Annotated in this window: 13 protein-coding genes; 4 read left to right on the forward strand and 9 right to left on the reverse strand. The window is 59.5% G+C overall.

Features of this window, described 5'->3' with window-relative positions; translation table 11 throughout:
• Positions 1-58: 58 nt before the first annotated feature.
• On the reverse strand, positions 59-1,312 hold the full coding sequence (locus tag ACLH0H_RS04015) for a CynX/NimT family MFS transporter (RefSeq protein ID WP_411381078.1): 1,254 nt from the start codon (positions 1,310-1,312) through the stop codon (positions 59-61).
• A 175-nt stretch (positions 1,313-1,487) separates the two neighbouring features.
• On the opposite strand from ACLH0H_RS04015, the gene ACLH0H_RS04020 reads away from it, so the two are divergent.
• Positions 1,488-1,799: a type II toxin-antitoxin system MqsR family toxin gene (locus ACLH0H_RS04020; RefSeq protein ID WP_411381079.1), complete on the forward strand. Its 312-nt coding sequence runs from the start codon at positions 1,488-1,490 to the stop codon at positions 1,797-1,799.
• A complete protein-coding gene (locus ACLH0H_RS04025; RefSeq protein ID WP_411381080.1) occupies positions 1,796-2,278 on the forward strand; it encodes a type II toxin-antitoxin system MqsA family antitoxin in 483 nt (160 codons plus the stop codon). Before ACLH0H_RS04020 ends, ACLH0H_RS04025 begins: the two co-directional genes overlap by 4 nt.
• Positions 2,279-2,328: 50 nt before the next feature.
• On the opposite strand, the gene ACLH0H_RS04030 is transcribed toward ACLH0H_RS04025, so the two are convergent.
• From ACLH0H_RS04030 to ACLH0H_RS04045, 4 genes are all read right to left on the reverse strand, one after another.
• The gene (locus ACLH0H_RS04030; protein WP_003171943.1) at positions 2,329-3,093 is read right to left on the reverse strand and encodes an amino acid ABC transporter ATP-binding protein; all 765 of its coding nucleotides are present in this window, start codon (positions 3,091-3,093) and stop codon (positions 2,329-2,331) included.
• Positions 3,094-3,104: 11 nt separating this feature from the next.
• Positions 3,105-4,202: an amino acid ABC transporter permease gene (locus ACLH0H_RS04035; protein WP_016978216.1), complete on the reverse strand. Its 1,098-nt coding sequence runs from the start codon at positions 4,200-4,202 to the stop codon at positions 3,105-3,107.
• A 10-nt stretch (positions 4,203-4,212) separates the two neighbouring features.
• Positions 4,213-5,394: an amino acid ABC transporter permease gene (locus ACLH0H_RS04040; RefSeq protein WP_411381081.1), complete on the reverse strand. Its 1,182-nt coding sequence runs from the start codon at positions 5,392-5,394 to the stop codon at positions 4,213-4,215.
• 72 nt (positions 5,395-5,466) lie between these two features.
• The gene (locus ACLH0H_RS04045) at positions 5,467-6,498 is read right to left on the reverse strand and encodes an amino acid ABC transporter substrate-binding protein (RefSeq protein ID WP_010212954.1); all 1,032 of its coding nucleotides are present in this window, start codon (positions 6,496-6,498) and stop codon (positions 5,467-5,469) included.
• A 345-nt stretch (positions 6,499-6,843) separates the two neighbouring features.
• Between ACLH0H_RS04045 and ACLH0H_RS04050 the strand changes: the two genes are divergently transcribed.
• Positions 6,844-7,500 (forward strand): alpha/beta hydrolase, encoded by a 657-nt coding sequence (locus tag ACLH0H_RS04050; protein WP_411381082.1) that lies wholly within the window; start codon positions 6,844-6,846, stop codon positions 7,498-7,500.
• Positions 7,501-7,595: 95 nt separating this feature from the next.
• Entirely contained in the window at positions 7,596-9,056 is a 1,461-nt protein-coding gene (gene rhlB, locus ACLH0H_RS04055; RefSeq protein ID WP_411381083.1) for an ATP-dependent RNA helicase RhlB, read from the forward strand.
• Between the two features lie 131 nt (positions 9,057-9,187).
• Here rhlB and moaE read toward each other — a convergent pair whose 3' ends face one another.
• The 4 genes from moaE to ACLH0H_RS04075 form a co-directional block, all read right to left on the reverse strand.
• The gene (gene moaE / locus ACLH0H_RS04060; protein ID WP_411381084.1) at positions 9,188-9,637 is read right to left on the reverse strand and encodes a molybdopterin synthase catalytic subunit MoaE; all 450 of its coding nucleotides are present in this window, start codon (positions 9,635-9,637) and stop codon (positions 9,188-9,190) included.
• Positions 9,638-9,639: 2 nt separating this feature from the next.
• Positions 9,640-9,882, reverse strand: coding sequence for a molybdopterin converting factor subunit 1 (gene moaD / locus ACLH0H_RS04065; RefSeq protein WP_186688508.1), 243 nt, complete (start codon positions 9,880-9,882; stop codon positions 9,640-9,642).
• Complete coding sequence (moaC, locus tag ACLH0H_RS04070) at positions 9,879-10,352, reverse strand: cyclic pyranopterin monophosphate synthase MoaC (RefSeq protein WP_411381085.1); 474 nt, start codon at positions 10,350-10,352, stop codon at positions 9,879-9,881. Before moaC ends, moaD begins: the two co-directional genes overlap by 4 nt.
• A 147-nt stretch (positions 10,353-10,499) precedes the next feature.
• Positions 10,500-11,894: a PhoH family protein gene (locus ACLH0H_RS04075; protein WP_012722339.1), complete on the reverse strand. Its 1,395-nt coding sequence runs from the start codon at positions 11,892-11,894 to the stop codon at positions 10,500-10,502.
• Between the last annotated feature and the right edge of the window lie 304 nt (positions 11,895-12,198).

Here is a 12,198-nt window from a genome sequence, read left to right on the forward strand (position 1 = left end):
ATTCACTGACCCACCGCCATCGCGGGCAAGCCCGCTCCCACATTTGTATTGAGGAGGGTCAGGCTTTTTCGCTGGTGACGCCAACGTACAGCGCACGTCCGGCGCCGCAGCCGGTGATGATCGCGCCCACGCCGATCACGCCGAATACCCAACCGGTGGCGCCCCAGCCACCGGTCCAGTCGTGCAGCACGCCCACGGCCAGCGGGCCGAGGGAGGCCAGGGTATAACCGATACCCTGGGCCATGCCCGACAGGTTGGCGGCGACGTGGGAATCCCGCGAGCGCAGTACGATCAAGGTCAGCGCCAGGCTGAACGTGCCGCCCTGGCCGAGGCCCAGCAGGATCGCCCAGCCCCACAGCCCGTCGAGCGGTGCATACAGGCAACCGAACAGACCGCCGAGGGTGAGCAGCATCACCACCACGATCGCCAGGCGCTGATCCTTGCCACGGGTGGCCAGCCACGGCGCGGTAAGCGCACTGAGCAACTGCACGATAATTGAACCGGACAGCGCCAGGCCGGCCTCGGTGGCACTCAGGCCACGGCTGATCAGCATCGACGGCACCCAGCCAAATACGATGTACGCCAGGGACGACTGCAGGCCCATGTACAAGGTCACCTGCCAGGCCAGCGGGTCGCGCAGCAACCCTTTAACCCGATAAGCCACCTGGTGCGCCCCATGTTTCTGGCCGACTTGGGGCAGCCAGAACAGGGCTGCCACCAACGCGGGAATCATCCAGAAGCCCAGGCCGATGTTCCAGCTGTCACCAAAATAATGACTCAACGGCACCGTCGCCCCCGCCGCCAACGCGGCGCCCAGGCAAAGTGCCATGGTGTAGACACCGGTCATCGCGCCGGCCTGGCTGGCGAAGTCGCGCTTGACGATGCCCGGCAGCAGCACGCCGATGATGCCGATGCTCGCGCCGGCGACCAGGCTGCCGGCAAACAGTCCGGCTTCGCCGAAAGCGCTGCGCAGGACGATGCCGGCGGCGAGGGTCAGCAAAATCCCCAATACCACACGCTCGGCACCAAACCGTCGCGCCAGGATCGGCGCCAGCGGCGCAAACAAACCCAGGCACAGCACCGGCAAAGTGGTCAGCAACCCCGCCCTGGCGGCCGACAGCCCCAAGCTGCCGGACACCTCGCTCAGCAACGGCGACAAGCTCGACAGCGCCGGGCGCAGATTCAGCGCCACCAGCACCAGGCCCAGCAGCAACAGCCACGGACGACTCACCCGCGGGTGGCTGTGTTGCACCACTTCATCATCGGCCTCGGCGTCAATTAACAGTTCTTCAAGTTTGCTTTCGGGGGTCATTGCTCACTGCCGGCAGAGGGACGGGCGTTTGCCCTAATCAATGAACGAAAAGTCTCACAGACTATTCGGACGCGCCTACAAGAGCAACGCACTAGGTTTTCTAAGCGGCAAAAGGAGCAGTATTTTCGATTGGTAAAATTACCCTTAAAGGGTAATTATTGGACTCGGGTGTCTTATGGAAAAGTACACACCTCATTACGACCTGGCGGTGATAAAGGCGGATGTCAGGCGGCTTGGCTTCAGAGCCTTTACCGCGACCGCACGGCTGAGCGGTAAAGACCTTGGCCTGGATATAGGAGAGATGCAGGCAGTCATCTACGCGCTGAAAAGGACGATGTTGTACAAGTCGATGACAAGTTATGACGATCATCGTGCCTGGCAGGACGTCTACCACATTTGCTCGCACGGTTTGGAGATCTACATAAAGGTGACTTATCGTCCAGGCGACGGACCTCCGGTGATCTCCTTCAAGGAGAAAAACACATGAAAAGACAACAATGTTGCAGTTGCGGAAGGCAGGACGGGATGCTTCATTTCTCGGGACGCAGCGAGACAATGGAAGTAAAAGGCTTGCTTCGCCGTATCGACAATTTGTCTGGGTGGGAATGCGAGGCGTGTGGAGAAGTCCTCCTCGATCCGGAAGACGCAGAACGCTATTCGAACCTGTGCGATGACATAGTCCACAGCTTCCGGCGAATGATCGGCACAGAGCTGAAACGCATACGCCGCAAATTGCATCTGTCACAAAAGGAAACCGTAGAACTGTTGTCAGGTGGCGGGCACAACGCGGTTTCTCGCTACGAACGCGGCGAAGTATTACCACCCAAATCGCTCGTCATCCTGATGCGCTTGCTTGAACGTCACCCACATTTGCTTGTCGATGCGAAAATCCTGAGTGAAGGTACAGACCTGCGCAACTCCAAGAATACGGTACATAGAGAACACGAAACCCTGACTACACCTTGAGAACAGACGCAAAAAACCCGGCGTAAAAGCCGGGTGTCTTTAAGCTGCAATCAATGCAAAATCTGGCTCAAGAACAACTTCGTCCGATCATTCTGCGGGTTGTCGAAGAAGTCATTCGGCGCCGCCTGCTCGACGATCTCGCCCTTGTCCATAAAGATGACCCGGTTGGCCACAGTGCGCGCAAAACCCATCTCGTGGGTCACGCACAACATGGTCATGCCGTCTTCGGCCAGGCCGATCATGGTGTCCAATACCTCTTTCACCATCTCCGGATCGAGCGCCGACGTCGGCTCATCGAACAGCATGATTTTCGGCTTCATGCACAAGGCACGGGCAATCGCTACTCGCTGTTGCTGGCCGCCGGACAGTTGCCCGGGGAACTTGTGGGCCTGCTCCGGAATGCGCACGCGTTCCAGGTAATGCATGGCAATTTCCTCGGCCTTGCGCTTGGGCATCTTGCGCACCCACATCGGCGCCAGCGTGCAGTTTTGCAGGATGGTCAGGTGCGGGAACAGGTTGAAGTGCTGGAACACCATGCCGACTTCACGACGGATCGCTTCGATCTGCTTTAAATCGTTGGTCAGTTCCACGCCATCGACCACGATGCGGCCTTGCTGGTGCTCTTCCAGGCGGTTGAGGCAGCGGATGGTGGTGGACTTGCCCGAACCCGACGGGCCGCACAGCACGATACGCTCGCCCTGCTTGACGTTGAGGTTGATGTCTTTCAACACGTGGAACTGGCCGTACCACTTGTTGACGCCCTGCATCTGGATAATGCCTTCAGGGCTAACAGGCTGTTTAATCGCTTCGCTCATAACAACAACTCCTAACGCTTGTGGCCTGTGTCGAGCTTGTGTTCCAAATGAATGGAATAGCGCGACATACCAAAACAGAAAATCCAGAACACCAGGGCGGCGAACACGTAGCCTTCGGTGGCCATGCCCAACCATTTGGGGTCGGCGGCGGCTTGCTTGACGCTGTTGAGCAGGTCGAACAGGCCGATGATGATCACAAGGCTGGTGTCCTTGAACAATGCGATAAAGGTGTTGACGATGCCGGGGATCACCATCTTCAGCGCCTGCGGCAGGATCACCAGGCCCATGCTGCGCCAGTAACCCAGGCCCATCGCCGCGGCCGCTTCGTACTGGCCCTTGGGAATCGCCTGCAAGCCACCGCGCACCACTTCGGCCACGTAGGCCGACTGGAACAGGATTACACCGATCAATGCGCGCAGCAGCTTGTCGATGCCCATGCCTTCAGGCAGGAACAGCGGCAGCATCACCGAAGACATGAACAACACAGTGATCAACGGCACGCCGCGCCAGAATTCGATGAAGGTCACGCAGACCACCCGAATCGCCGGCATGTTCGAACGTCGCCCTAACGCCAGCATGATGCCCAGCGGCAACGCGCCGGCAATGCCCACGGTGGCGATGACCAGGGTCAGCATCAGGCCGCCCCATTGGCTGGTGGCCACGTTGGTCAGCCCGAACGCGCCGCCGTGCAGCAGGAAGAACGCGATGATCGGGTACAGCACCAAAAAGCTCAGGCCGTAGACCGCCTTGCGCTGGAAACGCGAGATGAACAACGGCGCCACGCCAACGATGGCTAGCCACACGGTGAGGTCCACCCGCCAGCGCAGGTCGCCGGGGTAGTAGCCGTACATGAACTGGCCGAAGCGCTGTTGGATAAACACCCAGCAGGCGCCTTCCTTGGTGCAATCGGCGCGGGTGGTGCCGACCCAGTTGGCGTCGATGATCGCCCAACTGAGGATCGGCGGTACCACCAGGTAGATCAGGTAGAACGCCAGCAACGTCAGCAGCGTGTTGAGCCAGCTGGAGAACAGGTTGGCGCGCATCCATGCCATCGGCCCGAACACTTTGTTCGGCGGCGGCATATCCGGTTTGAATGTATGAGAACTCATGGGCGTTTCCTCACCGCTCGATCAGCGCAATGCGCTTGTTGTACCAGTTCATCAGCAGGGAAATGCTGATGCTGATCGCCAGGTACACGCTCATGGTGATAGCAATGACTTCGATCGCCTGGCCGGTCTGGTTGAGCACCGTGCCGGCAAACAGCGAAACCATTTCCGGGTAACCGATACCGGCGGCCAGCGAAGAGTTTTTCGCCAGGTTCAGGTATTGGCTGGTCAACGGCGGAATGATCACCCGCAAGGCTTGGGGGATGATGACCTTGCGCAACGTCGGCCCAGGGCGCAGGCCCAGGGAGCGCGCGGCTTCGGTCTGGCCGTGGCTGACGGACTTGATGCCCGAACGCACGATCTCGGCGATAAACGCGGCCGTGTAGACGGTCAGCGCCAGGGTCAGTGCCAGCAGTTCGGGGATCAATACCCAGCCGCCGACAAAGTTGAAGCCTTTAAGCTCTGGCATTTCCCAGTGCAGCGGCGCGCCGAAGATCAGCGCGCACAAGGTCGGGATCACGATGAACAGTGCCAGGCCTGCCCAGAATTTGTGGAAAGGCACGCCGGTCGCTTCGAAGCGTTTATTGGCCCAACGCGCCATCAGCACGATAGCGATAATCGCCACCACCACACTGGCTACAAACGGCCAGAAACCATCCGCGGCAAGCGCCGCAGGCATGTTCAGACCACGGCTGCTGACAAAGAAGGTATCGCCGAAATTATGACTGTTACGTGGCCCCGGCATGGTCAGGAACACCGCGAAGTACCAGAACAGGATCTGCAGCAGCGGCGGAATGTTGCGGAACACTTCCACATACACGGTCGCCAGCTTGTTGATCATCCAGTTCGGCGAAAGCCGCGCCACGCCAATGACGAACCCGAGCAGTGTGGCCAGGATCACGCCGATGAAGGTCACTAAAAGAGTGTTGAGCAAACCGATCACAAACACCCGGGCATAGCTGTCCGATTCGGTGTAGTCGATCAGGTGCTGCGCGATGCCGAAGCCGGCACTGCGCTCAAGGAAGTCGAAACCCGAGGTAATGCCCCGGTGTTGCAGGTTGGTCTGGGTATTGTTGAAGAGGTACCAGCCCAGCGAGACCACCGCCACAATCGTGATGATCTGGAAGAGCCACGCACGCACTTTGGGATCGCTGAAGCTGAGCTTCTGCTTGGGTGCGCCGATTTGATTTTGCATGAAGTGCCCCGAAAAGAATGGAACAGAACATCACCCGGCGGTTGGCCCACCGGGTGACAGAACCATCAGCGATCAGCGCACAGGGGGTGCGTATTGAATGCCGCCGTTGTTCCACAGTGCGTTCAGGCCACGGTCGATTTCCAGCGGGGTGCTCTTGCCCAGGTTGCGCTCGAACACTTCACCGTAGTTACCCACTTGCTTGACGATCTGCACGACCCAGTCTTTCTTCACTTTCAGGTCTTTGCCGTATTCGCCGTCGGCACCGAGCAGACGGGCAACGTCCGGGTTCTTGGTGGACTTGGCTTCAGCTTCAACGTTTTTGGAGGTGATACCGGCCTCTTCAGCGTTGAGCATGGCGTAGCCCACCCAGCGCACGATAGCCAGCCACTCGTCGTCGCCGTTACGTACGACCGGGCCCAGGGGTTCCTTGGAAATGGTTTCCGGCAGCACCACGTAATCTTTCGGCGCGGCCAGCTTGCTGCGCTGGGCGAACAGTTGGGATTTGTCGGAGGTCAATACGTCGCAACGCCCGGATTCCAGCGACTTGGCGCTTTCGTCGGAAGTGTCGAAGGTGATCGGGGTGTATTTGAGGTTGTTGCCACGGAAGTAGTCGGAAACGTTCAGCTCAGTGGTGGTACCGGCCTGGATGCAGATGGTTGCACCGTCCAGTTCCTTGGCACTTTTAACGCCCAGCTTGTTGTTTACCAGAAAGCCGATGCCGTCGTAGTAAGTGATGAAGCCCGGGAATTTCAGGCCCATGCCGGCATCACGGGAGCTGGTCATGGTGGTGTTGCGGGACAGAATGTCGACTTCGCCGGATTGAAGCGCGGTGAAACGCTCCTTGGCGTTCAACTGGCTGAATTTGACCTTGGTCGCGTCGCCGAAAACGGCAGCGGCCACAGCGCGGCAAACGTCAGCGTCGATCCCCAGGATCTTGCCGCTGGCATCCGGTACCGAGAAACCCGGCAGACCGTCACTCACGCCACATTGCACAAAGCCTTTCTTTTGCACGGCGTCCAGCGTGGCGCCAGCTTGGGCGAAACCACTGACACCCAGTACAGCCGCCGCGGAAACGATGGCCAGGGTGGATTTCAATACCTTCATTCAAACCTCCAGTTGCTCTTGTTGTGTCGGAGCTCGAACTTCAGCGCACCCTTATGAGGCGATATCGACCCGTGTTGGCTTTTTTTGGGGTCAAGCGGCATGAAGTTGTCGCGGTCATTCCAGTTGCTATCCCACGAGCGGCTGTCACTGATAGTGTTACCGTCCTGAGATAGCGCTGACATCGTTCAACACATAGCAAGGCCCGTACCAGAGTGCCCGCTGAGTCGATCCAGCCCACGGTCAATAGAAAAAGATTCAACCGTGCGACATCTTCTTAACAGATCAACCCGTCGCGCACCGTTCCGACGCACCCAATCGGAGCGCGCGCACATTAATGGAGCAGATATGACCGAACCCTTGATTCTCCAGCCCGCCAAGCCCGCAGACGCCTGCGTAATCTGGTTGCATGGCCTGGGTGCCGATCGCTACGACTTCCTGCCGGTGGCCGAAGCGCTGCAGGAAAGCTTGCTGTCTACCCGCTTCGTTCTGCCCCAGGCGCCGACCCGTGCGGTGACCATCAATGGCGGCTACGAGATGCCCAGCTGGTACGACATCAAGGCCATGAGCCCGGCCCGTTCGATCAGCCTGGAAGAGCTGGAAGTGTCGGCAAAGATGGTGACGGACCTGATCGAAGCGCAGAAGAGAACCGGAATAGACGCTTCGCGAATTTTCCTTGCCGGTTTTTCCCAAGGCGGCGCCGTGGTCTTCCACACCGCCTTCCTGAATTGGGAAGGCCCGTTGGGTGGCGTGATCGCCCTCTCCACTTATGCGCCCACCTTCGGTGATGAGCTGGAATTATCCGCCAGCCAACAGCGCATTCCGACGCTGTGCCTGCACGGCCACTACGACGAGGTGGTACAGAACGCCATGGGCCGCAGCGCCTTCGAGCACTTGAAGAGCCGTGGTGTCACCGTGACATGGCAGGAATACCCAATGGGCCACGAAGTGTTACCCGAGGAGATACGCGATATCGGCAATTGGTTGACCGCGCGCCTGGGCTGAACCGGGCGTTTTTGTAGCCGTATGACAGACGCACTACGCCGCGCCCGATTCTTGCATTACACTGGCCGGCGTACATTCCTTAACCAATTGATGAGATGACCGTGCTCAAAGCACTCAAGAAGATGTTCGGCAAAAGCGAGGCTGAGCCGCTCGCGCCAGTTCCCAGTGCTCCTGTCCCGCCAACCGGCAGCCGCCATGACGGCAAACAGCCCGCCAGGACGGCACCTGTTGCCCAGCCGAAGGTAACCGCGCCTGAGCAGGCAAAACCGGTTGAGGTCGCCGTCGCGCCAGTCGCGCCAAAGCCGCGCCGCGAACGCGCGCCCAAACCGGTCCTCATCCCGTGGAAACTCGAAGACTTCGTCGTCGAGCCCCAGGAAGGCAAGACCCGTTTCCACGATTTCAACCTGGCCCCGGAACTGATGCACGCCATCCAGGACCTGGGGTTCCCGTATTGCACGCCGATTCAGGCGCAGGTGCTGGGCTTCACTCTCGCCGGCAAGGACGCCATCGGCCGCGCCCAGACCGGCACCGGCAAGACCGCCGCGTTCCTGATCTCGATCATCACCCAACTGCTGCAGACGCCGCCGCCGAAAGAACGCTACATGGGTGAGCCGCGCGCACTGATCATCGCCCCCACCCGGGAGCTCGTGGTGCAGATCGCCAAGGACGCCGCCGACCTGACCAAGTACACCGGCCTCAACGTGATGACCTTCGTTGGCGGCATGGACTTCGACAAGCAGCTCAAGCACCTCGAAGCCCGCCACTGCGACATCCTGGTCGCCACCCCGGGCCGCCTGCTGGACTTCAACCAGCGCGGCGACGTGCACCTGGACATGGTCGAAGTGATGGTGCTGGACGAAGCTGACCGCATGCTCGACATGGGTTTCATCCCGCAAGTGCGCCAGATCATTCGCCAGACCCCGCCGAAAGCCGAGCGCCAGACCCTGCTGTTCTCGGCGACCTTCACCGAAGACGTGATGAACCTGGCCAAGCAATGGACCACCGACCCGTCCATCGTCGAGATCGAAGCGCTTCACGTCGCCAGCGAAAACGTTGAGCAACACATCTACGCCGTGGCCGGTGCCGACAAGTACAAGCTGCTCTACAACCTGATCAACGACAACGGCTGGGAACGCGTGATGGTGTTCGCCAACCGCAAGGACGAAGTGCGCCGCATCGAAGAGCGCCTGGTGCGTGACGGCGTGAACGCCGCGCAATTGTCCGGTGATGTACCCCAGCACAAGCGCATCAAGACCCTGGAAGGCTTCCGCGAAGGCAAGATCCGCGTGCTGGTGGCCACCGACGTGGCCGGGCGCGGGATTCACATCGACGGCATCAGCCACGTGATCAACTTCACCCTGCCGGAAGTGCCGGACGACTACGTGCACCGCATTGGCCGTACCGGCCGTGCCGGGGCGGCGGGTGTGTCGATCAGTTTTGCCGGGGAAGATGATTCGTACCAGTTGCCGTCGATCGAGACGCTGCTGGGGCGCAAGATCAGTTGCGAGACGCCGTCGACGCATTTGTTGCGGGCCGTGGAGCGCAAACGCCCTTAACGATTGGAATGCGGTCAAAACTGTGGGAGCGGGCTTGCTCGCGAAAGCGGTGTATCAGTCATGCATGTATCGACTGACACTCCGCTTTCGCGAGCAAGCCCGCTCCCACATTGGGTTCTATGTTCGGCCGATTATTTCCAGCGGTCAGCGGCGGTGTGGTCGCTGGCGCGCCCTTCCACCCAGCGTGGGCCTTCAGGGGTATTCTCCTTCTTCCAAAACGGCGCCCGCGTCTTCAGGTAGTCCATCACAAACGCGCAGGCATCAAACGCCGCCTGCCTATGGGCACTCGCCGCCGCAACAAACACAATCGGCTCCCCAGGCTCCAACGCGCCAATGCGGTGCAACACTTCCAGCTTGAGCAACGGCCAGCGCTGCTCGGCTTCCACGGCTATCTTGGCCAAGGCCTTTTCGGTCATGCCGGGATAGTGCTCCAGGAACATCCCTGACACGTCGTGGCCGTCATTGAAATCGCGCACATACCCGACAAAACTCACCACCGCGCCCACGCCGACATTGGCCGCGTGCATCGCGTTGACTTCGGCACCGGGATCAAACGCTTCGACCTGCACACGGATGGCCATGCTCAGCCCCCTGTCACAGGCGGGAAGAACGCGACTTCATCGCCAGCCTGCAAGGGCTCGTCGAGACTACAGAGTTCTTGATTGCGGGCGCACATCAAGCTGGATTCCTTGAGCACTTCGAACCCTTCATCACCCGCCAACGCTTGGCGCACTGCATCAACGGTCGCGAACTCGCCTTCCACTTCCAGGGAATCCAGGCCCACCGCTTCGCTGTAACGCGCAAAAAACAATACGTTGATGCTCATGCATGCTCCGCCTTGAAGTGCCCGCTTTTACCGCCCAGTTTTTCCAGCAGGCGAATGCTTTCGATGGTCATGCCACGGTCCACGGCCTTGCACATGTCATAGATGGTCAATGCCGCGACGCTGGCGGCGGTCAAGGCTTCCATTTCCACGCCGGTCTGGCCGGAGAGTTTGCAGCGCGCCAGGATGTGCACCGAGTCTGCACCGTCGGCGCTGAGTTCGACCTTGACGCCGGTCAACATCAGCGGATGGCACAGGGGGATCAGGTCGCTGGTTTTTTTCGCCGCCTGGATCCCGGCAATGCGGGCCACGGCGAATACGTCGCCCTTGGGATGAGCGCCGTCGACAATCATTTGCAGGGTTTCGGGCAACATGCGCACCCGCGCTTCGGCCACCGCCTCACGGAACGTCACGGACTTGTCGGTGACGTCGACCATATGGGCGCGACCTTGGGAATCGAGATGAGTCAGCACAGGGATACTCCTGATCAGGAGCAGCGATTGTAAACCTTGTAGGAGCGAGCTCGCTCGCGAAAACCAAAGAACAACGCGGAGCACCAGTGACCCCGCGTTATCGTTGACGTTCTTCGCGAGCGAGCTCGCTCCTACAGTGATCGCGTTTTACAGATGCGATTCGGCGTATTCGGCCAGGATCGAACGAGGTACCCCTTGCAGCGCAATATGCACGCCGTTCGGGAAATCTTTGAAGCGTTCCGTCAGGTAGGTCAGCCCGGAGCTGGTCGCGGACAGGTAAGGGGTGTCGATCTGTGCCAGGTTGCCCAGGCACACCACTTTGGAACCGGCGCCGGCACGGGTGATGATGGTTTTCATCTGGTGCGGGGTCAGGTTCTGGCATTCATCGATCAGGATCAGGCTCTGCTGGAAGCTGCGACCTCGGATGTAGTTGAGGGATTTAAACTGCAACGGCACTTTGCTGAGGATGTAGTCGACGCTGCCATGGGTGTTTTCGTCATCCATGTGCAAGGCTTCGAGGTTGTCGGTGATAGCCCCCAGCCACGGCTCCATTTTTTCCGCTTCGGTACCGGGCAAAAAGCCGATCTCCTGGTCCAGGCCCTGCACGCTGCGGGTGGCGATGATGCGGCGATAGCGTTTGGTGACCATGGTCTGCTCGATGGCGGCGGCCAGGGCGAGGATGGTTTTACCCGAGCCCGCGGCGCCGGTCAGGTTGACCAGGTGGATGTCCGGATCGAGCAGCGCATACAGCGCCAGGCTCTGGTAGATATCACGCGGTTTCAGGCCCCAGGCTTCCTGGTGCAACAGGGGTTCCTGATGCAGGTCGAGGATCAGCAGCTTGTCGACCTGGATTTCCTTGATCCAGCCGACGAAGCCCTGTTCGTCGATGATGAATTCATTGATGTGCACGGCCGGCAGGTTGTCGATCAGCTGTACCTGGTGCCAGGTGCGGCCATGGTCCTGACGGGTTTCCACCTTGCTGACCAGGTCCCAGAACGAGCCTGTCACGGTGTGATAACCACGCGACAGCATCGAGACGTCGTCGACCAGTTGGTCGGTGCTGTAGTCCTCGGCGGCGATCCCACACGCGCGGGCCTTGAGGCGCATATTGATGTCTTTGGTCACCAGCACCAGGCGCAGGTCCTTGTCGCGCGCGTGCAGGTCGATCAATTGGTTGATGATTTTGTTGTCGTTGAGGTTTTCGGGCAGCAGGCTGTTGGGCTCGCTGCGCTTGCTCATCAGAATCGACAGCAAGCCCTTGGGCCCGCTCTTGCCACGCTGGATCGGTACGCCGACTTCGACATCCTCCGGCGACGCTTCGCCCAGTGTCTTGTCGATCAGGCGGATGGCCTGGCGGCATTCGGCGGCCACGCTGTGGTGCCCGCTTTTGAGTTTGTCGAGCTCCTCAAGCACGATCATGGGGATGGCGACGTGGTGTTCTTCGAAGTTAAGCAGTGCGTTTGGATCGTGGATCAGTACGTTGGTATCAAGCACATAAAGGATTGGCTGGTCGGAAGAAGGGTTACGTCCATGATCATCCATACTCGGTCACCTTTGTGGGAGCCATTCGACGCAATACCTGGGCGGTGCTGCGCCTCGAATCGACCACCGAACACACCTGAGTGACGTCAAGTGCATTGCCCACAGCAGGAGTCTTGGAAGACGCCACCTGTGTTGCAGGTTTCGGCGATCTGACTTCGTAATACCGCAAAACCCATGACAGGAAAAAGCACTTTGACGTTTTTTTGAAGTTTATTTTTCAGGATGACGAATAGCACTAGCCGAGTGCCAGGCAGCCCGCTAAAGTCGGAAGTCCGCCTGCATCGAAATGTCGCGCAAAATTACC

Origin of the sequence: Pseudomonas sp. MPB26, from assembly GCF_046605355.1 — a bacterium.
Taxonomy (GTDB): Bacteria; Pseudomonadota; Gammaproteobacteria; order Pseudomonadales; family Pseudomonadaceae; genus Aquipseudomonas; species Aquipseudomonas cedrina.

Excerpts from the sequence above, each read along its gene's own strand:
- ACLH0H_RS04030 (WP_003171943.1), bottom strand. The coding sequence starts at position 3,093 with ATGAGCGAAGCGATTAAACAGCCTGTTAGCCCTGAAGGCATTATCCAG.
- moaE (WP_411381084.1), bottom strand. The coding sequence starts at position 9,637 with ATGGCCATCCGTGTGCAGGTCGAAGCGTTTGATCCCGGTGCCGAAGTC.
- ACLH0H_RS04050 (WP_411381082.1), top strand. The coding sequence starts at position 6,844 with ATGACCGAACCCTTGATTCTCCAGCCCGCCAAGCCCGCAGACGCCTGC.
- moaD (WP_186688508.1), bottom strand. The coding sequence starts at position 9,882 with ATGAGCATCAACGTATTGTTTTTTGCGCGTTACAGCGAAGCGGTGGGC.
- ACLH0H_RS04035 (WP_016978216.1), bottom strand. The coding sequence starts at position 4,202 with ATGAGTTCTCATACATTCAAACCGGATATGCCGCCGCCGAACAAAGTG.
- ACLH0H_RS04025 (WP_411381080.1), top strand. The coding sequence starts at position 1,796 with ATGAAAAGACAACAATGTTGCAGTTGCGGAAGGCAGGACGGGATGCTT.
- ACLH0H_RS04075 (WP_012722339.1), bottom strand. The coding sequence starts at position 11,894 with ATGGATGATCATGGACGTAACCCTTCTTCCGACCAGCCAATCCTTTAT.
- ACLH0H_RS04040 (WP_411381081.1), bottom strand. The coding sequence starts at position 5,394 with ATGCAAAATCAAATCGGCGCACCCAAGCAGAAGCTCAGCTTCAGCGAT.
- ACLH0H_RS04045 (WP_010212954.1), bottom strand. The coding sequence starts at position 6,498 with ATGAAGGTATTGAAATCCACCCTGGCCATCGTTTCCGCGGCGGCTGTA.
- ACLH0H_RS04020 (WP_411381079.1), top strand. The coding sequence starts at position 1,488 with ATGGAAAAGTACACACCTCATTACGACCTGGCGGTGATAAAGGCGGAT.
- rhlB (WP_411381083.1), top strand. The coding sequence starts at position 7,596 with ATGACCGTGCTCAAAGCACTCAAGAAGATGTTCGGCAAAAGCGAGGCT.
- ACLH0H_RS04015 (WP_411381078.1), bottom strand. The coding sequence starts at position 1,312 with ATGACCCCCGAAAGCAAACTTGAAGAACTGTTAATTGACGCCGAGGCC.